Here is a 24,615-nt window from a genome sequence, read left to right as displayed (position 1 = left end):
TCCATGTTCAGCCCATCACGTCGCTGCATCGCCCTGGCGCTGGCTTTCTCAGCCTTGCTGGGTTGCGCCAGCCGGGCGCAAACCCTGGACACGGTCACCGTCGCAGGTTGGAGCCAGCCGATCAGCGAGATCACCAATCTGCTCGCCGAGCCCGACAAGGGCTTCTTCAAGGCGAAAGGGATCGCACTGGACTACGTGCCAGGCACGGGTGGTGGCTCCGCCATCCAGACCATGCTGACCGGCAAGGCCGACATCGCCTTCACCGATCCGGCCTCGCTCTATCTCGCCCTCGACAAGGGCGAGAAGCTGGTGGCGATCTACAACATCTATCCGCAGAACGTCTTCAACGTGGTCGCGCCCAGGAGCGCCGGCATCAAAAGGCCGGCTGACCTCAAGGGCAAGCGCATCGGTGTCTATAGCCTGTCGAGCGGCACGCGCCAGAACCTGCAGGTGCTGCTGCAGCAGGTCGGCCTGACCGAGAGCGACGTCACCATCGAGGTCACGGGCCTGCTGAACTTCGCGCCGCTGGTCCAGGGGCAGGTCGACGCCACCGCCGCGACAGATACGGGTCTCCTGGTCGGCCGGATGAAGGGGCTGCCCGAGGTCGACGTCATCGAGGTCAAGGACCATCTCAACCTGCCCAGCGACATCTTCGTGGTGACGCAGGCGACCTATGAGGCGAAGAAGCCGCTGCTGAAGCGCTTCCTTGCCGCCTATCGCGAGAGCGCCGCCTGGATGATCGCCAAGCCCGAGGAGGCCGCGAAGATCGCCGTCACCCGCGCCATCAACGGCCGCGACGAGGCGCTCAATCTGGAGATCATCAAGCTGCGCAACCTCTCGACCGTCTCCCCGACCACCGACAGCAAGGGGCTGGGCCATTTCGACCCCGAGCCGATGCAGAAGGGGGCCGATACCTTCAGGCAGCTCGGCCTGATCGCCAAGCCGATCGATATCGGCCAGGTCGTCAAATCCGACCTGATCCCATAGGACGGGAACGCTATGAATTTCCGCGACAGAACCATCATCGTCACGGGTGCGAGCCGGGGCATCGGGGCTGCGCTTGCAAAAGCCTTCGCCGCCGAGGGCGGGCTCGTCGTCGTCAACTATCTCAGCAATGAGGCGGCTGCGCTGCAGGTCGTCGAAGCCTGCCGGGCGCTGGGCGGGCAGGCCCTGGCGATCGCAGCCGATGTGACCTCGGAAGCGCAGGTCACGGCGATGATGGCGCGCATCGCCGACGAGGTCGGCAAGGTCGACGCTGTCATTAACAACGCTTTCGCGCCCTATGTCTTCGATCCCGACGATCGGACGCGCTTCTGGGACACGCCTTGGTCGGCCTATCAGACGCAATTCGATGGCGCGCTGAAGGCGACCTATAATCTCTGCCAGGCCGTGCTGCCCTTGATGAAGCAGCGGCTGAGAGGCAGCATCGTCAACATGACGAGCGATCTCGTTGCGCGTCCGAGCATTCCCTATCACGACTACACCACGGCGAAATCGGCCCTGATCGGCTTCAGCCGGACCCTCGCCGCCGAACTCGGGCCCCTGGGAATCCGGGTCAATTGCGTCGCGCCCGGGCTGGTCTATCCGACCGATGCCAGCCGCGCGACCAAGGAGGAGGTGAGGGAAGCTCTCATCGCCCAGACGCCGCTGCGCCGGATCGCGACGCCCGAGGATGTCACCGGCCCGGTCCTCTTCCTCGCCTCGGACTGGAGCGGCTTCGTTACCGGGCAGACGCTCCATGTCGATGGCGGGCTGGTAATGGCTTAAGGCGCGGCCGCCTGCGCATCCCTGATCGCCCGCCAGACGCGGGCAGGGGTTGCGGGCATGTCGAGATGCGTCACGCCGAGCGGGCGCAGCGCGTCGAGGACCGCGTTCATCACCGTTTGCGGCGCGCCGATGCAGCCGGCCTGGCCCGAGCCTTTCGCACCCAGCGGATTGGCTTTCGTCGGCACCTCGACCATCTCCAGATCGAAGAACGGAATGTCGTCGGCGCGCGGCATGGCGTAGTCCATGAAGGTCGCGCTGAGGAGCTGGCCGGAATCGGGATCGTAGACCGCTTCCTCGAGCAGCGCCTGCCCGATGCCTTGCGCCAACCCGCCATGGACTTGGGCCTCCGTCAGCAGCGGATTGACCAGCCGGCCGTAGTCGTCGACGGCGACATAGCGCTCCAGCGACACGGCTCCCGTTTCGGGATCGATCTCGACCTCGGCGACCTGCGCGCCGTTGGGAAAGGTGATGACGTCGCAGATATTGTCGCCATGGCTGCTCAGGGCCGCGCCGGTGCTCTCCGCGACATGCCGGGCAATGGTGAAGAGATCGATCTCCTTCACCAGGCCGTCGGCCCCTGCAACGGTGCGAAAGCGACCGTCGCCGAAGGCCAGTTCGCCCGCCCCGACCTGCAGCAATTGCGCCGCGACGGGGCGCGCCCTGGCGATCAGATCGTCGGCGGCCATCAGCAACGCCGTTCCGCCCAGATGCAGGGAGCGCGCCCCGCCATGGCCGCCGCCGCGCGGCACCAGGGCGGTGTCGCCCTGCACCAGCTGGAAGGTTTCAACGGGCAATCCCAGCCGCTGCGCTGTGACCTGTGCGAAGCTTGTCTCATGGCCCTGGCCGTTGGATTGCGTGCCGACCGCCATGTCGATGGCCCCGTCGCGCCGCACCGTCAGCCAGGCCTCTTCATTGGGCTGGCCGCGCGACGTTTCCAGAAAGCAGCCGATGCCGAAGCCGCGCAACTTGCCGCGCTTCTTCGCCTCGCGTTTGCGCTTGGCGAAGTCGGCACGGTTGGCCGCGGCCAGGACCCGGTCGAGATTCTCCGCGAACGTGCCGCAATCGATCACGGTGCCGAAGGCGCTACGATGGGGAAAGCGCCGGATGAAGTTGCGTCGGCGCAGTTCCGCCGGATCGATCGCGAGCTGGTGCGCGGCCGTATCGATCAGCCGCTCCAGCAGATAGTTGGCCTCCGGTTTGCCGGCGCCGCGATAGGCGTCGATGGGCACCGTGTTGGTGAAGACGCCGCGCACATCCATCGTCATGGCCGGGATGTCGTAGAGCCCGCCCATCGCGGTCGATGGTGAATTCGTCGAACTTCCCGGGCCGAGCGAGGAGATATAGGCGCCGAGATTGCCGAGCGTTTCGACCGCCAGCGCCAGGAAACGGCCCTTGGCGTCGAGCGCCAGCCGCGCCTTGGTGAGGTTGTCGCGGCCATGTACGCCGCTGGTGAACTCGTCGAGGCGGTCGGCCGTCCAGTGCACCGGTCGCGCGAGCTTGCGCGCCGCCCACAGCACCAGGGCATATTCGGGATAGGTGACGTTCTTCATGCCGAAGCCGCCGCCGACATCGGGGCAGGAGACCTCGATCTTGTCGAGGGGCAGGCCGAAGACGCCCTCAGCCAGCTCGCGGCGGATGGCGTGGACCGAGGCGCCGCTGATCGCCAGGCTATAGACCCCGCTCGCCGGATCGAAGCGGCCGAGTGCGATGCGCGGCTCCAGGGCGGCCGCCACGATGCGGTTGTTGACGAGGTCGCAGGAGGCGACATGGGCGGCGCTGGCAAAGGCCTTCGCCACCGCTTCCCGGTCGCCGCGCTCGAAGCGGAAGGCCAGGTTGCCTGGCGCTTCCGGCCAGATCTGCGCAGCCTGCGGGTCAAGCGCGCTGCGCAGTTCGGTTACCGAGGGCAGGATGTCGTAGTCGACGATGACCTGCTCGCAGGCGTCGCGCGCGGCCTCGCGGCTCTCGGCGACGACGAAGGCGACGAGATCGCCGACATGGCGCACCCGCTCGCGCGCCAGCGGAAAGCGCGGTGGCACGATCAGCGGATCGACGGTCTTGACCACGATGTAGCAGGGCAGGGGGTGAAGCCCGTCGAGATCGTCGGCAGTGTAGATGCCCCGCACACCGGGCATCTCGGCTGCTGCCGCGGTATCGATCGAGAGGATGCGGGCATGGGCATGGGGCGAGCGCACCATGGCGGCGAAGAGTTCGCCAGGGACGGGTTGATCGTCGAGATAACGGCCCGCGCCGGTGAGAAAGCGCTGATCCTCGCGTCGCCGTAACGAGCGCGGGTCATCGGGCGCGGGGACCATGCGCATGGTGTCCGAGGCGATCAGGCCGTCATTCATATCGCTTCGCTCTCGCCTTTATGCCGTCCGCAGCCAGGTCGCAGCCCATGCGGAGCTGGATGCAACCGCTTTGCCATCTAGCCGGCTACGAGCCCTGTTCCTGGATACACCCAACGAGAAATTAGGAGGTCGGCTCGGCTGCCGCATCCCGGAGGGCGTCGATATGCAGGGCGGCCGCTTTCATGGCCTTGCTCTCGATGGCCCGGTAATGCGCCACGATCTCGCGGCCCATCGGCGTCAGATGCGCGCCGCCGCCCTTGGCGCCGCCGGGCGCGGCCTCGACGAGCGGCTGGCGAAACATCCGGTTGAGATTGTCCACCAGGAGCCAGGCCCGACGATAGGACATCGCCATGGCGCGTCCGGCGCCCGAGATCGAACCCGATGCCTCGATCGCCTCCAAGAGCTCGACCTTGCCCGGCCCGAGCCGGCCGATCGGCACGAGGTCGATCCTGACGCTGATCAGGGCGGAGGGTTTTTGCCGGGTGGTCTCGGGCATGTAGGCATCCTGTTGCTTCCATCCGTTCTAAACAGGTTTTTGCCGGACCGCACCGACAGCTTCCGATTGCGCCGCGCCGACACCGCCTCTCAGGAAGAGAGGCGAGCCCTGTATCGCCTGGAACATAGCCCAGGCTGCGTAAGGTGCCTCGCAGCGGGGCGGAGCCTCAACCCGTCTCGACGGAAACGCTCTTGATCACCGCATAGACCTGGCTGCCTTGCCTCAGCGCCAGGCCCGCCACGGATTTCATGGTCAGGCGCGCCAGCAGGCTCTCGCCATTGCAGTCGATGACCAGCTCGATAGCCGCGCCCCCGCGCCTCCTGCCGATTTCGGCGATCGTGCCCGGCAGGATGTTGAGCGCGCTTACGCCGGCCGGCGGCGTCAGGCTGATCAGGACGTCGCTGGCGAGAATGCGAACCCGGACATGCCCGCCGATCGGCAAGGCGCTGCGCGAAACCTGCAACAGGCCGGCCTGGGTTCTCAGGCTGGTCAGATGGTATTCGGTATCGTGGCTGACGATCTCCGCTTCCAGGATGGAGCCGGCCTCGGCCGCACCCGACAAGCCGGCGACGTCCAACCGTGACATCACCTGCGCCGTCGGCCCGCAGGCCTTGACGGCGCCCTGATCGACCACGACCAGCGTCGTCGCCAGCCGCGCCACTTCCGCGACCGAATGCGAGACATAGACGATGGGAATGCCGATCTCGTCGCGCAGCCGTTCGATATAGGGCAGGATTTCCGCCTTGCGCGCCTCGTCGAGCGAGGCCAGCGGCTCATCCATCAAGAGCAGGCGGGGATTGGCCAGCAAGGCACGGCCGATCGCGATGCGCTGCTTCTCGCCGCCCGACAGGCCGGCCGGTCTGCGTTCGAGCAGATGACCGATCCCGAGCAGGTCCAGCACCGTCTCAAAGGCGATGCTGTCGCGCCCTTCGCGCGGCGCGAACCAGCGCCCGAACAGCAGGTTCTGGCGCACCGTCAGATGAGGAAAAAGCCGCGCCTCCTGGAAGACATAGCCGATCCGTCGGCGGTGCTTGGGTACGAAAACGCCGCGCTTGGTATCGACCAGCACCTCGCCATCGACGAGGACGCGCCCGCGCTCCGGGCGGATGAGGCCGCCGATGACGTTGACGAGCGAGGTCTTGCCGGAGCCCGAGCGGCCAAACAGCGCCGTCAAGCGCCCGTTGGAGGTGAAGTTGGCGTCGAGCTTGAACTCGCCGAGATGGTGCTCGACCGCGATCTCGATGAGCGGGCTCATTCGACCGCGATCCTGCGCCCGACGAAGCGCGCCATCCATTCCGAGACGACGAGCGCCGCGACCGAGATCGCAATCGAGATCAGCGTCAGGCGTGTCGCGCCGGCTTCGCCGCCGGGCACCTGGGTGAAGGTGTAGATTGCCGAGGGCAAGGTCTGCGTCTCCCCGGGGATGTTGGAGACGAAGGTGATGGTCGCGCCGAATTCGCCCATCGCCTTGGCGAAGCACAAGATCATGCCGACGACGATGCCCGGCAGGCAAAGCGGCAGCGTGACGACGAGGAAGACCCAGGCGGGGCTGGCGCCAAGCGTGCCGGCTGCGTCCTCCAGCTTGCGGTCGACCGCCTCGATCGAGAGGCGGATGGCGCGCACCATCAGGGGAAAGCCCATCACCGCGGCGGCCAGCACCGCGCCCGTCCAGCGGAAGGAGAGCACGATGCCGAAATAATCATAGAGGAACTGCCCGATCGGCCCGCGCCGGCCAAAGCCGATCAGCAGGAGATAGCCGGTCACGACGGGCGGCATGATCAACGGCAGATGGACGGCCGCATCGAGGAGCGACTTGCCCCAGAAGCGACCGCGCGCGAGCAGGAAGGCGACGCCGAGCCCGAGCGGCAGGCTCGCGAGCATGGCGGTCGTCGCGACGATCAGGCTCAGGCGGACCGCCGTCCATTCCTCGGGAGAAAGCCAGTCGCTCACGAGGCGTTGGCGAGCCTGTTCAGCACGGTGAAGCCTTGGCGTTCGAAGGCGGCCTTCGGTCCCGCTCCGCGCAGATAGGTCAGGAAGCCCTGCGCGTCAGGATTGGTCGCGTCCTTCGTCACCGCGACGGGATAAATGATCGGCGGGTGCGAATCCTCCGGGAAGACCGCTGCGACCTTGACCTTGGGGTCGGCGGCGGCATCGGTGGCGTAGACGATGCCGAGCGGTGCCTCGCCCCGCGACACCAGGAGCAGCGCGGCGCGGACATTGTCCGCCTGCGCGATCTTGTCCTTGACCTTGTCCCAGCCGCCGAGCTTCTCCAGCGCCGCCTTGCCGTATTTGCCGGCCGGAACCGACTCGACATTGCCCATGGCGAGGCGGCCGGAACCGAGCGCTGCGCTCAGGTCGTCACCGGATGTCAGGGCGACCTTTGCCGTCGAATCCGCGGGCGCGACCAGCACGATCCGGTTGGCCAGCAGGCTGATCCGCGTCTCCGGCTTGATCAGGTTCTTGCTCGCCGCATAGTCCATCCAGTCGAGATCGGCCGAGAGGAAGAGATCGGCCGGGGCGCCCTGTTCGAGCTGCTTGGCGAGCGCATTGCTGGCCGCATAGGAAATTTTTGGAGCCGGCTTGCCGGTTTCCTTCACCCAGGCGGCGGCGGCTTCGTCGAGCGCGTTCTTCAGGCTCGCGGCGGCGAAGATGACGAGTTCCTTGGTCTGGGCTTGCGCGGTCGCGACGTTCGCGCTGAAACCGAGCAGGAGTGCGGCAGCGACGCCCATCACAAATCGGCGGTTCGTCGTCATCTGCGTTCGCCCTCGTCGCGTTTGCTTCCGTTCTGTTTGATTGAATATAACGGCTGCCGCAACAGGTCGAGCCCAACATTGCCGTGAACTCGGTCTGCCGCCCTATTTCAGGGCCGAGCGGCCCATTCGTTTCAGGAGAAGCCCCGTGAAGATCAGCGCCCGCAACCAGCTCAAAGGCACGATCATCGAGATCACCAAGGGCGCGACGACCGCCCATGTCCGGCTCGATGTCGGCGGCACGATCGTGACCTCGGCGATCACCAATGCAGCGGTGGAGGAACTCAAGCTTGCTGTCGGGCAGCAGGCCTATGCCGTGGTCAAGGCGTCCGACGTGATGATCGCGATCGACTGAAGCAAAAGCCCGCTCGGCCGGGCGGGGCTCTTACCCGGCCAGCACTTTCGGCAGCCACAGCACGATCTCGGGATAGACCGTCAAGAGCAGGGTGAACAGGATCAGGATGACCAGATAGGGGAAGGTCACCTTGGCGATGTAGCCGAGACCGTCCCCGGTCAGGCCCTGGATCACGAACAGGTTGAAGCCGACCGGCGGCGTGATCTGCGCCATCTCCACCACCAGCACCATGAAGACGCCGAACCAGATCGGGTCGAACCCCGCCTGCTTCACGATCGGCAGCACGATCGGCAGCGTCATCACGATCATCGAGAAGCCGTCGAGGAAGCAGCCGAGCACGATATAGAAGGCGATCAGCGCGACGATCAGCATGAAGGGCGTGAGATTCAGCCCCTTGACGAAGGCGGCGACCGCCTGGGGAATGCCAAGGAAGGCGGCGGCATTGCCCAGGATCGAGGCGCCCAGCACGATCAGCGCGATCATCGAGCAGGTGATCACCGAGCCGATCAGGATGCCCTTGATCGCCTCGAAATTCAGCGAGCCCTGGAAGGCGGTGACGAGCGCCGCGCCGAGGACGCCGACCGCGGCAGCTTCGGACGGCGTCGCGATGCCGCCATACATCGAGCCGAGCACGCACAGGATCAGGAATAGCGCCGGGGCCAGATCGCGCAGGGCGGAAAAGCGCTCGCGCCAGCTCAGATTGCGCAGATCGTTCTCGGCCTGGGGCACGAGGTCGCCGCGCAGCGTGGTGTGGATCATCACCCAGGCCATGAAGGTGCTGGCGAGCAGGAAGCCCGGGATGAAGCCGGCGGTGAACAGCTTCAGGATCGAGACGTCGCCGAGCACGCCATAGATGATCATGATGTTGGAGGGCGGGATCAGGAAGCCGAGCGTGCCGGCGCCCGCCAGCGAGCCGACGGCGATGTCCTTGGAGTAGCCGCGCTTGAGCAATTCGGTGAGTGCGATACGCCCGACGACCTGGGTGGTGGCAGCCGAGGAGCCTGAGATCGCCGCGAAGATCGTGCAGCCGAAGATGTTCACATGCAGCAGGCGCCCGGGCAGCAAGCCGGCCCAGGGTGCAAGCCCCTTGAACAATGAGCGCGACAGATGGGTGCGAAACAGCAACTCGCCCATCAGGATGAAGAGCGGCAGCGCCAGCAATTCCTGCGTCGTCAGGATGTTCCAGGCATATTGCGGCAGGAGCCGGTCGAGCGGCATCGAGCGGAACAGGAAGAGCAGCACCGTGCCGGTCAGCGCGAGCGTCAGACCGATCCACAACCCGCAGGCCAGGAGGCTGAACAGGATCGCGAACATGACGATGACTTCGATGGACATGGGTGTAATCCCGACCGGCGCACCGGTCTGCGAGTAAGGGAAGGGCGCTGTGGTGAGGCGATGCTCAGTCCGCGGGGGACGCGGCCTTCATCGAGTGATCTTCCAGCGGCAGGCCAAGGGCTGCCTGGATGACGCGCGCGAGGTATTGCAGGGTCAAAAGCAGCATGCCGAAGGTCACCACAGCCTGGGGAAACCAGACCGGCGTGTCGCTCGAGACCGAGGTCTGGCCACGGCTGAACGAGCCCCAGGCGAAGCGCACCATCGCGTAGGTCAGGAAGCTCATGAAGGCGAAGCCGAGCAGCGCCGCCAGGACCTCGAGAGGCCGTCGCAAGGCCGGCGGGGCCTTGCCGATCAGCAGGGTGACGCGGACATGGCCTCCCGCGCGCAGCGTCATCGCGGCGCCGAAGGTGAAGGACGCCGCCATCAGATAGGAGGAATACTCCCACGCCACCGGAATGGAGGCGGGGAAGAAGGGCAGGAAATTCGACAGGAAGCGGGTGCCGATCTCGCACAGCATGAGCAATGTCAGCGCCAGCAGGCAGCCGCCGCCGATCCAGCCGTCGAGGCGGCTGAGCCGGTCGATTCCGTCGAGCACGGCGCGCAGGGCTGCCGGGACGGCGACCGCTTGCGGTTCGGCAATCCTTGGCGGTTCGGAGGGGGAGGCGTTGGTCACGAGCCGCGCTTCATCTCGGTGAGATAGGCCTTCACCGGCTTGTCGGCGGCGGGAACGCGCTTGAGGAAGGCGTCGAGCAGCGGCGCGGTCTTGGCGCGCAGATCGGCCATCATCGGCGCCGGCACCGGCACGACCTCCATGCCGCCTTCGGTCAGGCGCTTCAGGCTGTCGGTATCGGCCTTGACCGAAGCGGCCCAGAAATCCGGCTCGAGCTTGGCGGCGATCTCTTCCATCGCCTTGCGTTCCTCGGGCTTCAGCTTCTTCCAGCTGTCGAGATTGATCGTGACCATCTCGGACGACCAGACATGGTTGGTCGGCAGCACATATTTCAGGAATTCCCAGAACTTGCCGTCGACGCCCGACACCGCCGAGGTCGAGACGCCCGAGACCACGCCCGAGGCCAGCGCCGGCACGGTCTCGCCCCAGGGGATCAGGACCGGTGACATGCCGACCGCGTTGAGCATGTCGACGGCGTTCTTGTCGGGCACGCGGATCTTGATGTTCTTCAGCATCTCGACCGTGGTCGCCTTGGCCTTGAGCTGCAGATACTGCGTCGGCCAGGGCACGATGAAGAGGATCTTCTGGTTGTTGCGCTCGGCGATCTTGTCGTATTCGGGCCGCACATATTTGTGCAGGACCTTGAGCTCCTCAGGCGTGCCGACGAGGAAGGGCACGCTCTCCACGCCCATGAAGGGTTCGTCGCCGACCTGCTGGATGTTGAGGATGTCGGCCATCGGCACGATGCCGTCGCGCACGGCGCGCAGATGCTCGGGCCCCTTGAAGCCGAGCTGGCCGCCGGCCTTGACCAGGATGTCGACGCCGCCATTCGTCGCCTTCTTCACCTCTGCGGCGTAGCGCATGGCGTTTTGCGTGTGGAAATTGCTCTCAGGCCAGACGGTCGAGAGGTCGAGCTGGGTTTGCGCGGCCGCAGGCTGGGCCAGCATGCCGAGCAAGCCCATTCCGAGCAGAAACGCGCGCCGCGCGATGCGATGGTCCGCCATAGTCCGTAAGCCTTTCCGGTGAAGCCGTTTGCCGGTGAAGTCGTTTGTCGATGGGGCAGAAAGCAAATCCCCGGCCAAGAGGGGCCGGGCTGCTGGTCAGCCTGCGCTGACCAGCTCTTCCTCGATGTCACGGCTCAGCAGGGCCGGGTCGCGTTCGGCCGGGTCGCCGATGCCGGCGCCGCCCGGCGTCAGGACGACCAGCCGGTCTCCGGCCGGGATTTCCTGAAAGCCCTTGCCCTTGAGCTTCTTGCCGGATTTGAGCCCGACATAGCCGGCGGCACCGTTTCCGCCGCCATCGCGTCCGCGCGGCGGATGGTCGATCCGGTCGAAGGCCGCCAGGATCTCGAAGGAGGCGTCGACCCCGCTCTCGATCTCGATGATCTGGCCGTGGCCGCCGCGGGTGCGGCCATTGCCGCCGCTGTCGGGACGCAGCTCCTTCTTCCAGAAGATCAGGGGCGTCTGCGTCTCGGCGATCTCGACCGGCGTGCCGCGCACGCCGCTGGGATAGGCGGTGGCCGAGAGCCCGTCCTTGTCGAAGCGCGCGCCGGTGCCGCCATTGCTGGTCACGGCCATGGCGAAACCGTAATTGCCCTGCGCGCCGGCATGCGTCCGGCCGCGCACGTTCAAATTCCACAGGCAGGAGGTGCCCTCGGCGGGCACGCGCTCCGGGATGACCTGGCGCAGGCAGCCGAAGACGACGTCGGGCAGCATCTGGCCGATGACATGGCGCGAGGAGACGGCTGCCGGCTTGGGCGCGTTCAGGATCGAGCCTGATGGCGCGGAAACAGTCAGCGGGCCCAATGAGCCGGCGTTGTTGGGGATCTGGGCGGCGACGACGCAGCCCAGCCCGAAGACCGTATAGGCGGTGGTATAGGAATGCGGCACGTTGATGCCGCGTTGCGCCTGCGGCGAGGTGCCGGTGAAATCGACGTGGATGCCGTCATCCGAGATGGTCAGCTCGGCGGCGAGTGTGACCGGCACGTCATAACCGTCGACCACCATCTCGTTGCGCCAGGTGCCTTTCGGCAGTTTGGCGATCTCGGCCAGCACGGCTTCGCGTGAGCGCTCGCAGATATGGTCGGCGAGCTCGTCGAGCGTCTCGATGCCGAACTCGTCCATCATCTCGACCAGGCGTTTCGCGCCCATGTCGTTGCAGGCGGCGAGCGAATAGGTGTCGCCCTCGGTGTCGACGGGCTGGCGCGTATTGGCGCGGACGATGGCCATGACGTTCTGGTCGACCTTGCCGGCGTCGATCAGTTTAAGCATCGGCAGATAAAGCCCCTCCATGAAGACGTCGGTGGCGTCGGGCCCGAAGCCGATGCCGCCGATATCCATCAGGTGGCTGGTGCAGGAGAAGAGCGCGACCGGCTTGCCGTTTCTGAAGGCGGGCGTCGTCACGACGAAATCGTTGAGATGGCCGGTGCCCATCCAGGGATCGTTGGTGATGTAGGCGTCGCCTTCCTTCATCGTTTCGATCGGGAAATGGCGGATGAAGTGCTTCACCGATTCCGCCATGGAGTTGACGTGGCCCGGCGTGCCGGTGACGCCCTGGGCCAGCATCCGGCCCTGCAGGTCGAAGACGCCGGCGGAGATGTCGCCGCATTCGCGCACGATCGGTGAAAACGCGGTGCGCATCAGGATCTGGCCCTGCTCCTCCACCACCGCGATCAGGCGGTTCCACATGATCTGGAGGTCGATCAGGCTGATCTTGTCGGTCTGGCTCATCTGATCTCTCCTCACGCGGCTTCGCGGTCCAGAATCTGGCGGTCGAGAATTTTGCGATCCATCACGATGCAGCCGATGGCGTCGATATGCGCGTCGAAGCTCATCGACACGAAGGTCGAGGTCTCGTCCTCGGCGATGATGGCGGGGCCGGCGATCGAAGCGCCCGGCATCATCGCCTCGCGCCGATAGAGCGGGATCATGATGCTGGCGCCGGCCTTGCCGTCATGGAAGGCGCGGCTGCCGGAAGCCTCCGGCGCAGCCGAGTTCGCGACACGCGGCGCCATTTCGGGCTTCGGGGGCTGCGTCGTGACCAGAACCGACCAGCTCAGGATCTCGATCGCGGCTCCGGGAATGGGCCGTGCGAACAGGGCGGCGTAATCGGCCTCGAAAGCGCTCCGCAGCGCGGGGATGTCCTGTTCGCCCAGCACGCCCGAGGGCAGCGTCACGGTGATCTCATGGCCCTGGCCGACATAGCGCATGAAGGCGACGCGGCGCGCGATCACCGGCTCGCCGCGCGCGCCGGGCTCGACCAAAGCGCGTGCTTCCTGCTCCATCTCCGCGAGGAGGCCTGAGACCTGCGCGCCGTCGAAGGCATCGAGCCTGACATGGCGGCTTCGGACCAGCTCATAGGAGACCGGCGCGGCGAGGAAGCCGACAGCCGAGCCGACGCCGGCATTGGGCGGCACGATGACGCGCTTGACGCCGATCTTCTCGGCGACGCGCGCGGCATGCAGGGGGGCCGCCCCGCCGAAGGCGATCAGCGTGTGATCGCCGACGACCGCGCCGCGCTCGACCGCATGCACGCGGGCTGCGCTCGCCATGTTCTCGCAGACCATTTCATGCACGGCATAGGCGGCGGTTTCGGCATCGAGCCCGAGCGGCTCGCCGATATCGGCCAGGAGCGCCTTGCGCGACAAGTCCGGGTCGAGCGGAATGGTGCCGCCGGCAAAGGCGACGGGATCGATCATGCCGAGCACGACATCGGCGTCGGTGACGGCGGGATGCACGCCGCCGCGTCCGTAGCAGGCGGGGCCGGGCTCGGAGGAGGCGCTTTCGGGGCCGACCGTGACGCGCTTCAACGCATCGATCCGCGCGATCGAGCCGCCGCCGGCGCCGATCTCGACCATCTCGATCACCGGAATACGCACCGGGAGCCCTGAGCCCTTGAGGAAGCGGGCGGCGCGGTCGACCTCGAAGATGCGCGAGGATTGCGGTTCGAATTTCTCGATCAGACAGATCTTGGCGGTGGTGCCGCCCATGTCGAAGGAGAGCACCTTGCTCTCGCCGAGCTGGGCTGCGGTCAAGGCGGCGAAGATCGCTCCGCCCGCGGGCCCGGATTCGACGAGGCGCACCGGGAAGCGTTGCGCGGTCTCGATCGAGGTCAGGCCGCCGCCCGAGGTCACCAGGTAGATCGCGCCACGAAACTGCTCCTGCGCCAGCCCCTCGGCCATGCGGGCGAGATAACCCGCCATCAATGGCTGGACATAGGCGTTGGCGATGGCCGTCGAGGTGCGTTCATATTCGCGCACCTCCGGGCAGACCTCGCTGGAGAGCGTGATGCCGAGCTGCGGCATCGCCGCCTTCAGCAGCGCGCCGGTGCGGCGCTCATGCTCGGCATTGGCGTAGGAATGCAGGAAGGCGATGGCGACGCTCTCGACACCGGCCGCCTTCAGTTTCGGCACGAGCGCGGCCACCGCCGCCTCATCCAGCGGCAGGCGGACCTTGCCGTGCACATCGACGCGCTCGGGCAGGGTGAAGCGCAGGGCGCGCTGCACCAGCGGGCGCGGCTTCTCGATCGAGAGATCATACTGGTCGTAGCGGCTTTCTGTGCCGATCTCGATGATGTCGCGAAACCCCTCGGTCGCGATCAAGGCGGTTTTTGCGCCGCGTCGCTCGATGATGGCGTTGGTCGCCAAGGTGGTGCCATGGACGAAGACATCGATGTCGGACATGTGCATCCGCGCATCCGAGAGGATCAATCGCATGCCGTCGAGCACGCCTTCCTCCGGCCGCGACGGCGTCGTCAGCACCTTGCGCGTCATCCGCCCGGCTTCGGTCTCCAGCACCACATCCGTGAAGGTGCCGCCGATATCGACCGCGAGTCTGACGTGCTGGTTCGGTGCCATATCGATGTGTCTCCGTCGGATCGCCCGCGGTCAGCGTCTGATCCGCAGCAGGCACTATGCAAGAAGCGGAGGCAAGAAGCGGGGGCAAGAGCATGCGCGGTATGCATGGGGCATCTAACGTCAGGGGGCGACATGCCGGAGATTCGCAGGTCATAGTTGCCGCCCCGAGGCATGGCTCTTGCCTGCGCGGCCCGTCGTCGACGAGAGGTCCTTCCCTTGACTGAACCCTGTGAACTCAGCGCCGTAGAGGCTCGCGCCTTGATCGGAACCAAGAAGCTGTCGGCGAGCGAATTGCTCGAAAGCTGTATCGCCCGCATCGATGCGGTGGACCCGGCCGTCAACGCCATGGTGGCGCGTGACGATGAGCGGGCGCGCAAGGCGGCAAAGCTCGCCGATGAGGCGACGATGCGCGGCGACCGGCTCGGCGCGCTGCACGGGCTGCCGCTCGGCGTGAAGGATCTCGAGAACGTCGCCGGCCTGCGCACGACCTATGGCAGCCCGCTCTTTGCGAACCATGTGCCGACCGAAGACCAGTTGATCGTCGCCAACACCCGCAAGGCCGGCGCGATTGTTCTGGGCAAGACCAACACGCCGGAATGGGGCGCCGGCGCCAACACCCGCAACGCCGTCTATGGCGCGACCGGCAACCCGTTCGACCCCTCGAAATGCGCCGCCGGCTCCTCGGGCGGCTCGGGCGTCGCGCTGGCGACGAACATGGTGCCGATCGCGACCGGCTCCGACACTGGCGGCTCGCTGCGCAACCCGGCCGCCTATAACGGCATCGTCGGCTTCAGGCCTTCGCCGGGACTGGTGCCGAGCGAGAAGCGACCGCTTGGTTGGAACCCGCTCAGCGTGCTCGGGCCGATGGCGCGCACTGTGCCCGATCTGTGCCTGCTGCTCTCGACCATGGTCTCGGATGACGCGGCCGATCCGCTCGCCACGACGATCCATGGCAGGACGGTGCGCCGCCCCGAGGATTTCGCCAGGCCGGGAACGATCGATCTCTCCTCGCTCAAGGTCGCGCTGACACCGGATTTCGGTTTCGCACCGACCGAGCGCCATATCCGCGAGGTCTTCTCCGAGAAGACCGGCGCCTTCAGCCATCTCTTCGCACAGGTCGAGGCGGCGACGCCCGATTGCTCCGGCGCGGACGAGACCTTCGAGGTGCTGCGCTCGGTTGCGTTCCTCGCCGGCATGTATGAGCGCGTCCGCGACACGCCCGAACTCGTCGGCCCCAATGTCCGCGCCAATGTCGAGGAGGGGCTGCGCTACAGCGCGCTCGACGTCACCCGCGCGCTGAAGCAGCAGACCGTGCTCTACAAGAACTGGCAGGGCTTCTTCGAGGATTACGACGTCATCCTCTCGCCTGCCGTCACCTTGAGTCCGCGGCCCTGGTCGGAGCTCTACCCGGCCGAGATCGATGGCACGCCGACCCGGACCTATTTCCACTGGCTCGCCATGGCCTATGCCGTCACCAATGTCGGCCATCCCGCGATTTCGCTGCCGGTCGGGCTCGACCGCAACGGCATGCCGTTCGGCCTGCAGATCGTCGGCCCGCGCGGCGGCGACGCCAAGGTCTTGGCGGTGGCGGCCGCGCTCGAGGCAGCCCTGGCGGGTGATACGCTGACGGCGCGCCCGGTGCCCGACATCGCCAAACTGGCGGCCGCGCCGAAGCTGAGCGACAGCCCGGGCTTCCTGGGTTTCGATTAAGATTTGGGCTTCGATTGAGGTTATTGGGCTTCGATTAAGAAAAGCCGGTGTATGCCGGCCCGAATCCATAAAGCTGCAAGTCATAATGAGGGGAACAGCAATGAAGCGTCGTACATTCCTGAAGGGGGCGACCGCTCTGACTCTGACCGGGCCGGCGATGACGGAGCGCGCCTCCGCGCAGGCTGGGACAACCTTGAAGTTCGCTCCACAGGCCAATCTGACGGCGCTTGATCCGATCTGGACGACGGCGACCGTGACCAATAATCACGGCTACTACGTCTACGACACGCTCTACGCCCACGACCTCGACACGAAGCCGCAGCCGCAAATGGCTGAGGGGCATGAGATTTCGGCCGACGGCAAGGTCTGGAAGATCAAGCTGCGCGAAGGCCTCGTCTTCCATGACGGCACGCCGGTGAAGCCGGCCGACTGCATCCAGAGCCTGAAGCGCTGGGCACAGCGCGACTCTTACGCCCAACTCCTGGCCAAGGTGGTCGAGAGCATGACGGCGCTCGACGAGCGCAGTTTCGAGATCAAGCTGACGCGGCCTTTCCCGATGATGCTCGACCTGCTCGCCAAGGCGGACTCACCCCTCTTCATCATGCCCGAGCGCCTGGCCGTGACCGATGCGAACAAGCAGGTCACCGAAATGGTCGGCTCCGGGCCTTATCGCTTCGTGCCGGGCGAATTCGTCTCGGGCAGCAAGGTCGTCTACGAGAAGTTCGAGGCCTATAAGCCGCGTGCCGAACCGCCGAGCCGCGGCGCCGGCGGCAAGATCGCGAATTTCAAGCGGATCGAATGGCAGATCCTGCCCGATCCCGCGACGGCGGCGAATGCGCTGATCAAGGGCGAGATCGACTGGTGGGAGCGCCCGCTCTCCGATCTCCAGCCGATGCTGGCGAAGGTCCCGGAGGTTGTCCGCGAGGTGACTGATGAGGCCGGGCGCGGCGCGATCATGCGCATGAACCACCTTCAGCCGCCCTTCAACAATCCCAAGGTGCGTGCCGCCGTGCGCATGGCGGTGAACCAGGAAGATTATATGCGCGCGGCCCAGGGCGATGACACCTCGCTCTGGCAGACCTCGCGCAATCTCTGGTGGCGCGGCACGCCCTATTACGACGGCGAGCATGAGGACCTGATGCCGCAGAGCCTGGAAAAGGCCAAGGCGGCGCTGAAGGAGTCCGGCTATAACGGCGAGAAGGTCGTCATCATCAACCCGACGGACTTTCCCGATATCGGGCCGCTCGGCGACGTGACGGCCGAACTGCTCAAGCAGCTCGGCATGAATGTCGAGTTCGTGGCAAGCGACTGGGGCACGGTGATCCAGCGCCGCAACAGCCGCGAGCCGGTCGAGAAGGGCGGCTGGAGCATCTTCCACACCACGGGCTCGACCATGGCCTGGGCCAGCCCGGCGCAGTCCTTCCTGGTGCGCGGGCAGGGGGCCAAGGGCTGGTTCGGCTGGTATGACAGCGCCAAGGCCGAGGCGCTGGCGGAGGAGTGGCTCTACGCCCCTGACGAAGCCGCGCAGAAGAAGGCCGCCGCCCAGCTCGGCCGCCTCGCGCTCGAGGAGACCGCGACGGTCCCGCTCGGCAGGTTCATGATCCGGACGGCCTATCGCAAGAACCTGACCGGCATGCTGAAAGGCTCGGCGCCTTACCCCTGGGGCCTGAAGCGCGCCTGATCGGCGCGGAAGAGCCAGCACCATCCCGGCAGTCACTAGCCGTCCGGGACGATCTAGATTTTGGGCTCGGGGCTCCAAGCCCCGAGCCCTCTCTGTTTAGCCGCTGCCGCCGCCGACCAAAGCGAGGTCACGTCGCTGCAGCCTTCCGCGCCTCCTGGTCGACGCGGATGATGTTGGGGCCCGCGCGGCGCCAAAATGCTTGCTGTCGCTGCGGCACTCGAGTCACTCTTGGCCGGCGGTCCGCTGACGGCGTCCTCCACACCGGACATCGCCAGATTGAAGGCGGCGCCGAAGCTCAAGGAGCCCGAATTTCCTCGGCTTCGACTAGGGTGTCTTCCGGGGCAGGACGTAGTGTTCTCATGGAAGGCCAACCATAAACGGGGAGAGATCATATGAAGCGCCGTCAGTTCCTGCAGGGCACGGCAGCCGCCGCGCTGTTTGCTCCAACGTTGGCTCGCGAGGCCTTGGCTCAATCGTCGAGCCCGACCGTGCTCAAGATGGCGCCGCAGGCGAACCTCACCTCGCTCGATCCGATCTGGACGACCGCGACCGTCACCAACAATCACGGCTACTACGTCTACGACACGCTTTATGGCGGCGATCTCGACCTGAAGGCGCAGCCGCAAATGGCCGAGGGCCATGAGGTCTCGGCCGACGGCAAGGTCTGGAAGATCAAGCTGCGTGAAGGCCTCGCCTTCCATGACGGCCAGCCGGTCCGGCCCGCCGACTGCATCGAGAGCCTGAAGCGTTGGGGCCAGCGCGATCCCTACGGCCAGTTGCTGCTCAAGGCGGTCGAGGCCTGGGGCGCGCCGGATGAGCGCACCCTAGAGATCAAGCTGACCCGGTCCTTCCCGATGATGCTCGATTGCCTGGCCAAGGCCGACAACCCGCCCTTCATCATGCCCGAACGCCTCGCCAAGACCGACGCGACCAAGCAGGTCACCGAGATGGTTGGCTCGGGTCCCTACAAGTTCGTCGCCAGCGAGTATGTCTCCGGCAGCCGCGTCGTCTATGAGAAGAACGAGGCCTACAAGCCGCGAGCTGAGCCGCCAAGCCGCAATGCCGGCGGCAAGATCGCGCATTTCAAGCGGATCGAGTGGCCGATCCTGCCGGATCCAGCGACCGCTGCCTCAGCGCTGGCCAAGGGCGAGATCGACTGGTGGGAGCGTCCGCTCGCCGATCTTCAGCCCCTGCTCGCGAAAAGCCCTGACATCACCCGCGAGGTCATCGACAAGAACGGCCGCGGCTCGATCATGCGGCTGAACCATCTCCAGCCGCCCTTCAATAATCCCAAGGTGCGCGCCGCCGTGCGCATGGCGGTGAACCAGGAAGACTATATGCGCGCCAGCCAGGGCGACGACACCACTGTCTGGCAGGTCTGCCGGAACCTGTGGTGGCGCGGCACACCCTATTACACCGGCGAGCTCGAGGATCTGATGCCGCAGAGCCTCGACAAGGCCAAGGCGGCGCTGAAGGAGTCCGGCTATAACGGCGAGAAGGTCGTCATCATCAACCCGACCGACTTTCCCGATATCGGCCCGCTCGGCGACGTCACCTACGAGTTGCTCAAGCAGCTCGGCATGAATGTCGAGTTTGCGGCGAGCGACTGGGGCACGGTGATCCAGCGCCGCAATAGCCGCGAGCCGGTCGAGAAGGGTGGCTGGAGCATCTTCCACACCACCGGCGCGGCGGTCGGCTGGGGCAATCCCGCCCTGTCGAATCTCGTTCGCGGTCCCGGCGAGAAGGGCTGGTTCGGCTGGTGGACCAATGCCAAGGCCGAGGAAATGGCCGAGGAATGGCTCTACGCGCCGGACCAGGCCAAGCAGAAGCAGATCGCGGTCGCGCTCGGCCGGCTGGCGCTGGAGGAATGCGCCACCATCCCGCTCGGCCAGTTCGTCATCAAGACGGCCTATCGCAAGAACCTGACCGGCATGTTGCCGGGCTCCGCGCCTTATCCATGGGGGCTGAAGCGCGTGTGATCGGCGCGGAAGCGTCAGCATAACCCCGGGCGGCAGCAAATCGCCCGGGGTGATCGCGATTTTGGGTCGCGGAGCTGCGAGACCCAGTTCTCAGTGTTTAGCAGCCACGGCTGCGGACCAGGGCGAGATCACGTCGCTGCAGCCCTCCGCACCGTCCTTGCCGACGCGGATGATGTTGGGACAGGCGAAGTTGATCGGCAGCACGCCGTGCTCCACCACCGCGAGCGGGCCGACCGCCTCCAGCGCCGCCAGCGTCTCGTCGGGCAGGCGGTAATCGGCGCTGGTCGAGTCTGGGCCGGAGACGTCGATGCGCGGGGTATGGGCGGCCTCCGCGATCTCCATGCGGCAATCCAGCGTCCAGGCCAGCATCTGGTAGACGCTGGCGAGAATCCGCCGGCCGCCGGAGGAGCCTGCGGCCAGGCGCGGCCAACTGCCATCCTTCGGCGTCACGATGACCGGGCACATGTTGCAAAGCGGCCTGGCTCCGGGCGCGATCGCATTGGCGCTGCCGGGGCGTGGATCGAACCACATCATGCCGTTGTTCATCAGCACGCCGGTTCCGGGCAGCACAACGCGGCTACCCATCGAGGAGAGCAGCGTCGTCGTCACCGAAACGAGATTGCCCTCGCCATCGACGACGGTGAGATGCGTCGTGCAGGTGTCGCCGGGCTCGGTTGCGGCCTTCGCCGCACCCAGCCCTTCGAGCCGGCTCGCATAGGCCTGGCGCATCACGCGTGACAGCGTCGCGAACCAGGTGGCATCGGGGCCCTCGGAAGAGGGCGCGCTGTCCGCCATGCCCTCGACCACGGCCGCGAGCGTCGGCGCGGCCGTCAGCCCGCCGGCGGTGTGCAGGAGATGCGTGCCGCGCCAGTCGATCACCGGGGCTTCGCGCAGGACTGCCTTGCAGTTGGCGAGGTCCTCCGCATCGACCACGCCGCCCAGCGCCTTGATGTCGGCGGCGAGCCGGGTTGCCAGTTCGCCATGGTAGAAATCATCCAGCCCCGCCTCGGCCAGGCGCTCCAGCGTCGATGCGAGATTGCCGAGCCGGAAGAAGCCCGGCATGCCCTGATAGGGCGGCACCGGCGGCAGGCCGCCGGGCAGGTAGATGCGCGCACTTTCCTCGTAGAGCCGCAGCACCGAGGCCGAGGAGGAGACCTTGAGCGTGGTGTACCAGTCCTGCGCGAGGCCGCGCTTGGCCAGCGCGATCGCCGGGGCCAGCAGATCCGCGACCGGCAGCGCAGTGCCGAAAGCCTGCTTCAGCTTGGCGTAGCCCGCGACCGAGGAGGGGATGCAGAAGGAGAGCGGGCCGTGAATGTTCACGTCGCCCACCACCTCCGGCCAGGTGAAGAGGTCCTTCTTCATCTCGCCGGTCAGGGGGTAATCGGCCGGGTCGGCGCGGCGCGGTGCGACGGGGCCGAAATCGACGACCTGCGCCCGCGTCTCGTTGGCCTTCAGCACCAGCGCGAAGCCGATGCCGCCGAGCCCGCTGTTCCAGGGCTCCACCGCCGCGAGTGCAAAGCAGGCCGCGACCGCCGCATCGGCCGCGTTGCCGCCGGCCTCCAGGATCGCGACGCCGGCCTCGGCCGCTTCGCGGTTCTGCGACACGACGATACCGTGGCCGCCTTTCGCCGTCGGCTTGGTCAGGGTCCAGTTCTGGGTGCGGTAAGGCTGCGTGCGTGTCGATACAGGCGTGGACATCAGCGTCTCTCTGGTTTGGCGTGCCGGCATAGTGGCACGCCGGCAAAGCCAGCGTCGAATGCGTCCTGCGCAGATGGGCGGCATGTTTCGTGCTTGGCGGCAGGACCGTTTTTCACCAGTGAATCATGCTGCAGTTTGTCCTGACGAGCCCGCTTGATCCGCAGAAGGGGCTGCAGAGCCAGATCCAGGAGCGGCTCGTCGCCGCGATCCTGGCGGGCGGCCTGCCGTTGCACGAGCCCTTGCCGGCCTCCCGTATCCTCGCCCGGAAGCTCGACGTCTCCCGCAACACGATCACGCTGGTCTATGAGCGGCTGGCCGAGGACGGCTACCTCAAGGCGGTCAATCGGCGCGGCTACTTCGTCAACGACCGGTATCTGCGCGAGCAGCTCAACGTGCCCGTCGACGAGCATGCGGGGAGGGCACTGCTCCGCTCGGACGAGCCGGTGGATTTCGCCCGCCGCCTGCGCCGCCCCCTTGTCGAACAGGCCAATATCGTCAAGCCGGCGAACTGGCGCGAGTTTCCCTACCCCTTCGTCTATGGCCAGCTCAGCCCGGACAAGATCTCGCTCAGCCGCTGGCGCGACTGTGTCAGGCTCGCCGGCACAGTCCGCCACAGCCATGACTGGATGGGCGATCTGATCGACAATGACGATCCGATCCTGATCGAGCAGATCACGCGCCGCATGCTGCCGCAACGCGGCTTCAGGGCCGATCCAGGCAGCATCCTCGTCACGGTCGGGGCGCAGAACGCGCTCTTCCTCATCGCCATGCTGCTCTGCGGCACTGGCACGCGCGTCGCCATCGAGGAGCCGGGCTATGTCGATGCCCGCAACATGTTCCTGGCGCTGGGCGCAACGCTTGAGCCGCATCCGGTCGACGCCAACGGCATGCGCATCAGTGAGGCGCTGGCCGGCGCCGATCTCGTCTATGTCACGCCCGGGCACCAGTCGCCGACCAATGTGACGATGAGCGTGGAGCGCCGGCTCTCGCTGGTCGCGGCGGCCGAGCGGCACGACTTCCTGATCGTCGAGGATGACTATGAGCACGAGCTCAACTTCGTCGGAGCACAGCGCGCCTCGCTGAAGAGCTTCGATACATCAGGGCGCGTGCTGCATGTCGGCAGCCTGTCGAAGCCGCTCTTCCCGGGCCTGCGGCTCGGTTTCATCGTCGCCGCGCCGGCTTTGATCCGCGAATTGCGGGCGCTGCGGCGCTTGATGTACCGCCATCCCTCGGCGCTCGACCAGCGCGCCATGGCGCTGTTCCTGGCCGAGGGCCATTACGACGCGCATATCCGCCGCCAGCGCAAGGAGCTCGCCGCCAGATGGGGGCTGATGCTGCGCGAGATCGACCGGCAATTGCCCGGCTGCGACGTGACCATGACGACAGGCGGCTCGGGCCTCTGGCTGACGCTGCCGCGTGGCGTCAGGGCACAGGATCTCCAGCTGCGCGCTGCGCAGCTCGGCGTGCTGATCGAGGCCGGCGACGTGCATTATCTGAGCGAGAACCGGCCGGGAAACCGCATCCGCATGGGCTATGGCGCGATCGCGCAGGACAGGATCGCGCCAGGCATCGCGCAATTGGCAAAAGCGCTGGACGGGTTGGCGAGGGAAGGCGCGAAGCAACCCTGAGCTTGCCGCTGCCCCTCAAGCCGCCATCAGCTCGCCGCGCCCCAGCACCTTGCGCAGGATGTCGGTCATCGCGCCTATCTCGTCCTCGGTCGTGACCAGCGCCGGCGCGAAGATCAGCGCGTCGCCGGTCGCCTTGACGTGCAGCCCCTCCTTGAACAGCAGGCGCTGCACGAGCGAGCCTTTCTCGCCGGGCGTCTTGCCGGGCGTGAGCTGGATGCCCGAGATCATGCCGTAGCCGCGCAGATCATGGACCTGAGCCAGGTTGCGCAAGCTGAAGACGGCGTCGAGGAAGGCATCGGACATCGCCTGGCCGCGCGCGAACAGGCCGTCATCACGGTAGATGTTCAGCGAGGCGAGCGCAGCCGCGCAGGCCACCGGATGGGCGGAATAGGTGTAGCCATGCATCAGTTCGGGCCGGTCGGCCTTGATCGAGCCGATCACGGCCTGCTGGATTTCAGTCTTGACCGCGACCGCGCTCATCGGGATCGCGCCATTGGTCAGCGCCTTGGCCATGGTCAGCACGTCAGGCGTCACGCCGAACTCCTGCGAGGCGAAGGCAGCGCCGGTACGGCCGAAGCCGGTGATGACCTCGTCGAAGACCAGCAGGATGCCATGCTTGTCGGCGATACTGCGCAAGCGCTGGAGATAGTCTTTCGGCGGCACGATGGTGCCGATCGAGCCGGCGATCGGCTCGACGAAGACGGCCGCGATCGTCTCTCCGCCATAGGTCTTGCAGAGTTCTTCGAGATCATCGGCGAGCCAGGCACCGTCATCGGGCTGGCCGCGGGTAAAACGCTGCTCGTCGCTCCAGGTATGGCGCATATGGACGACGTCGCAGGTCACGCTGGAGAATTCGCGGCGGTTGCCGACCATGCCGGCAAGCGAGGTGCCGCCGAGATTGACGCCGTGATAGCCCCAGGCGCGCGAGACGAAGCGCGTGCGCTGGGCCTCGCCCTTGGCGCGGTGATAGGCGAGGCAGATCTTCATCGCGGTGTCGACGGCTTCCGAGCCTGAGGAGCCGAAGAAGACCCGGTCGAGGCCCTTCGGCAGGATGCCTGAGAGCCGCTCGGCCAGCTCGAAGGAGATCGGCGCGGCGCGCTGGAAATGCGGGGAATAGTCGAGCTCCAGCAATTGCGCGTGCACCGCCTCGGCGATTTCGCGCCGGCCATGGCCGGCGGCACAACAGAACAGCCCCGACGCGCCGTCGAGGATCTCGCGGCCCTCCGGCGTCCAGTAGCGCACGCCCGAGGCCTTGGCGAAGAGCTGCGGCTCGGCATGGAACAGCTTGTTGTTGGTGAAAGGGAGCCAGTGATGGTCCATGTTGAGGGGCTGCTGGTCCATGG

19 protein-coding genes are annotated in these 24,615 nt (G+C 66.4%); 7 read left to right on the top strand and 12 right to left on the bottom strand.

The window, feature by feature from the left end:
• Positions 1-3 precede the first annotated feature (3 nt).
• Both ACSQ3P_RS07260 and ACSQ3P_RS07255 read left to right on the top strand, forming a co-directional pair.
• Positions 4-987, top strand: coding sequence for an ABC transporter substrate-binding protein (locus tag ACSQ3P_RS07260; RefSeq protein WP_436164894.1), 984 nt, complete (start codon positions 4-6; stop codon positions 985-987).
• A 12-nt stretch (positions 988-999) separates the two neighbouring features.
• A complete protein-coding gene (locus ACSQ3P_RS07255) occupies positions 1,000-1,767 on the top strand; it encodes an SDR family oxidoreductase (RefSeq protein ID WP_436164893.1) in 768 nt (255 codons plus the stop codon).
• Here ACSQ3P_RS07255 and ACSQ3P_RS07250 read toward each other — a convergent pair.
• The 5 genes from ACSQ3P_RS07250 to modA form a co-directional block, all read right to left on the bottom strand.
• Entirely contained in the window at positions 1,764-4,115 is a 2,352-nt protein-coding gene (locus tag ACSQ3P_RS07250; RefSeq protein WP_436164892.1) for a xanthine dehydrogenase family protein molybdopterin-binding subunit, read from the bottom strand. The genes ACSQ3P_RS07255 and ACSQ3P_RS07250 overlap by 4 nt on opposite strands.
• Before the next feature lie 121 nt (positions 4,116-4,236).
• Positions 4,237-4,611: a winged helix-turn-helix domain-containing protein gene (locus ACSQ3P_RS07245; protein ID WP_436164891.1), complete on the bottom strand. Its 375-nt coding sequence runs from the start codon at positions 4,609-4,611 to the stop codon at positions 4,237-4,239.
• A gap of 166 nt (positions 4,612-4,777) precedes the next feature.
• Entirely contained in the window at positions 4,778-5,866 is a 1,089-nt protein-coding gene (gene modC / locus ACSQ3P_RS07240; RefSeq protein ID WP_436164890.1) for a molybdenum ABC transporter ATP-binding protein, read from the bottom strand.
• The gene (modB, locus tag ACSQ3P_RS07235) at positions 5,863-6,561 is read right to left on the bottom strand and encodes a molybdate ABC transporter permease subunit (RefSeq protein WP_436164889.1); all 699 of its coding nucleotides are present in this window, start codon (positions 6,559-6,561) and stop codon (positions 5,863-5,865) included. Before modB ends, modC begins: the two co-directional genes overlap by 4 nt.
• The gene (modA, locus tag ACSQ3P_RS07230) at positions 6,558-7,364 is read right to left on the bottom strand and encodes a molybdate ABC transporter substrate-binding protein (RefSeq protein ID WP_436164888.1); all 807 of its coding nucleotides are present in this window, start codon (positions 7,362-7,364) and stop codon (positions 6,558-6,560) included. The genes modB and modA overlap by 4 nt, the downstream gene beginning before the upstream one ends.
• A 145-nt stretch (positions 7,365-7,509) precedes the next feature.
• On the opposite strand from modA, the gene ACSQ3P_RS07225 reads away from it, so the two are divergent.
• Complete coding sequence (locus ACSQ3P_RS07225; protein WP_436164887.1) at positions 7,510-7,716, top strand: TOBE domain-containing protein; 207 nt, start codon at positions 7,510-7,512, stop codon at positions 7,714-7,716.
• Positions 7,717-7,746: 30 nt separating this feature from the next.
• Here the strand turns inward: ACSQ3P_RS07225 and ACSQ3P_RS07220 are convergent, their stop codons facing one another.
• The 5 genes from ACSQ3P_RS07220 to ACSQ3P_RS07200 all read right to left on the bottom strand — a co-directional run bounded on the left by ACSQ3P_RS07220 (position 7,747) and on the right by ACSQ3P_RS07200 (position 14,576).
• Positions 7,747-9,051, bottom strand: a complete 1,305-nt coding sequence (locus ACSQ3P_RS07220) for a TRAP transporter large permease (protein ID WP_436164886.1) — start codon at positions 9,049-9,051, stop codon at positions 7,747-7,749.
• A 64-nt stretch (positions 9,052-9,115) separates the two neighbouring features.
• Positions 9,116-9,724, bottom strand: coding sequence for a TRAP transporter small permease subunit (locus ACSQ3P_RS07215; RefSeq protein WP_436164885.1), 609 nt, complete (start codon positions 9,722-9,724; stop codon positions 9,116-9,118).
• Complete coding sequence (locus ACSQ3P_RS07210; RefSeq protein WP_436164884.1) at positions 9,721-10,725, bottom strand: TRAP transporter substrate-binding protein; 1,005 nt, start codon at positions 10,723-10,725, stop codon at positions 9,721-9,723. The genes ACSQ3P_RS07215 and ACSQ3P_RS07210 overlap by 4 nt, the downstream gene beginning before the upstream one ends.
• Before the next feature lie 96 nt (positions 10,726-10,821).
• Positions 10,822-12,450: a hydantoinase B/oxoprolinase family protein gene (locus tag ACSQ3P_RS07205; protein WP_436164883.1), complete on the bottom strand. Its 1,629-nt coding sequence runs from the start codon at positions 12,448-12,450 to the stop codon at positions 10,822-10,824.
• Positions 12,451-12,461: 11 nt separating this feature from the next.
• A complete protein-coding gene (locus tag ACSQ3P_RS07200; protein ID WP_436164882.1) occupies positions 12,462-14,576 on the bottom strand; it encodes a hydantoinase/oxoprolinase family protein in 2,115 nt (704 codons plus the stop codon).
• Between the two features lie 216 nt (positions 14,577-14,792).
• Between ACSQ3P_RS07200 and ACSQ3P_RS07195 the strand changes: the two genes are divergently transcribed.
• From ACSQ3P_RS07195 to ACSQ3P_RS07185, 3 genes are all read left to right on the top strand, one after another.
• On the top strand, positions 14,793-16,286 hold the full coding sequence (locus ACSQ3P_RS07195; RefSeq protein ID WP_436164881.1) for an amidase: 1,494 nt from the start codon (positions 14,793-14,795) through the stop codon (positions 16,284-16,286).
• 100 nt (positions 16,287-16,386) lie between these two features.
• A complete protein-coding gene (locus ACSQ3P_RS07190) occupies positions 16,387-17,967 on the top strand; it encodes an ABC transporter substrate-binding protein (protein WP_436164880.1) in 1,581 nt (526 codons plus the stop codon).
• Positions 17,968-18,359: 392 nt separating this feature from the next.
• Positions 18,360-19,946, top strand: a complete 1,587-nt coding sequence (locus ACSQ3P_RS07185; protein ID WP_436164879.1) for an ABC transporter substrate-binding protein — start codon at positions 18,360-18,362, stop codon at positions 19,944-19,946.
• Positions 19,947-20,036: 90 nt separating this feature from the next.
• Here the strand turns inward: ACSQ3P_RS07185 and ACSQ3P_RS07180 are convergent, their stop codons facing one another.
• A complete protein-coding gene (locus ACSQ3P_RS07180) occupies positions 20,037-21,644 on the bottom strand; it encodes a gamma-glutamyltransferase (RefSeq protein ID WP_436164878.1) in 1,608 nt (535 codons plus the stop codon).
• Positions 21,645-21,769: 125 nt separating this feature from the next.
• Between ACSQ3P_RS07180 and ACSQ3P_RS07175 the strand changes: the two genes are divergently transcribed.
• Positions 21,770-23,272, top strand: a complete 1,503-nt coding sequence (locus ACSQ3P_RS07175; RefSeq protein WP_436164877.1) for a PLP-dependent aminotransferase family protein — start codon at positions 21,770-21,772, stop codon at positions 23,270-23,272.
• A gap of 15 nt (positions 23,273-23,287) precedes the next feature.
• On the opposite strand, the gene ACSQ3P_RS07170 is transcribed toward ACSQ3P_RS07175, so the two are convergent.
• Complete coding sequence (locus tag ACSQ3P_RS07170) at positions 23,288-24,613, bottom strand: aminotransferase class III-fold pyridoxal phosphate-dependent enzyme (RefSeq protein WP_436164876.1); 1,326 nt, start codon at positions 24,611-24,613, stop codon at positions 23,288-23,290.
• Positions 24,614-24,615 lie beyond the last annotated feature (2 nt).

Origin of the sequence: Allobosea sp. LjRoot9 (assembly GCF_964252745.1) — a bacterium.
GTDB lineage: Bacteria > Pseudomonadota > Alphaproteobacteria > Rhizobiales > Beijerinckiaceae > Allobosea.
Note: the sequence above shows the minus strand (reverse complement) of the source record. Positions and strands in the feature narration are given on the sequence as shown.

Coding starts and splice junctions, on each gene's coding strand:
- modC (WP_436164890.1), bottom strand. CDS start 5,866: ATGAGCCCGCTCATCGAGATCGCGGTCGAGCACCATCTCGGCGAGTTC.
- ACSQ3P_RS07205 (WP_436164883.1), bottom strand. CDS start 12,450: ATGAGCCAGACCGACAAGATCAGCCTGATCGACCTCCAGATCATGTGG.
- ACSQ3P_RS07175 (WP_436164877.1), top strand. CDS start 21,770: ATGCTGCAGTTTGTCCTGACGAGCCCGCTTGATCCGCAGAAGGGGCTG.
- ACSQ3P_RS07190 (WP_436164880.1), top strand. CDS start 16,387: ATGAAGCGTCGTACATTCCTGAAGGGGGCGACCGCTCTGACTCTGACC.
- ACSQ3P_RS07250 (WP_436164892.1), bottom strand. CDS start 4,115: ATGAATGACGGCCTGATCGCCTCGGACACCATGCGCATGGTCCCCGCG.
- ACSQ3P_RS07245 (WP_436164891.1), bottom strand. CDS start 4,611: ATGCCCGAGACCACCCGGCAAAAACCCTCCGCCCTGATCAGCGTCAGG.
- ACSQ3P_RS07260 (WP_436164894.1), top strand. CDS start 4: ATGTTCAGCCCATCACGTCGCTGCATCGCCCTGGCGCTGGCTTTCTCA.
- ACSQ3P_RS07220 (WP_436164886.1), bottom strand. CDS start 9,051: ATGTCCATCGAAGTCATCGTCATGTTCGCGATCCTGTTCAGCCTCCTG.
- ACSQ3P_RS07255 (WP_436164893.1), top strand. CDS start 1,000: ATGAATTTCCGCGACAGAACCATCATCGTCACGGGTGCGAGCCGGGGC.
- ACSQ3P_RS07185 (WP_436164879.1), top strand. CDS start 18,360: ATGAAGCGCCGTCAGTTCCTGCAGGGCACGGCAGCCGCCGCGCTGTTT.
- modA (WP_436164888.1), bottom strand. CDS start 7,364: ATGACGACGAACCGCCGATTTGTGATGGGCGTCGCTGCCGCACTCCTG.
- ACSQ3P_RS07180 (WP_436164878.1), bottom strand. CDS start 21,644: ATGTCCACGCCTGTATCGACACGCACGCAGCCTTACCGCACCCAGAAC.
- ACSQ3P_RS07210 (WP_436164884.1), bottom strand. CDS start 10,725: ATGGCGGACCATCGCATCGCGCGGCGCGCGTTTCTGCTCGGAATGGGC.
- ACSQ3P_RS07170 (WP_436164876.1), bottom strand. CDS start 24,613: ATGGACCAGCAGCCCCTCAACATGGACCATCACTGGCTCCCTTTCACC.
- ACSQ3P_RS07200 (WP_436164882.1), bottom strand. CDS start 14,576: ATGGCACCGAACCAGCACGTCAGACTCGCGGTCGATATCGGCGGCACC.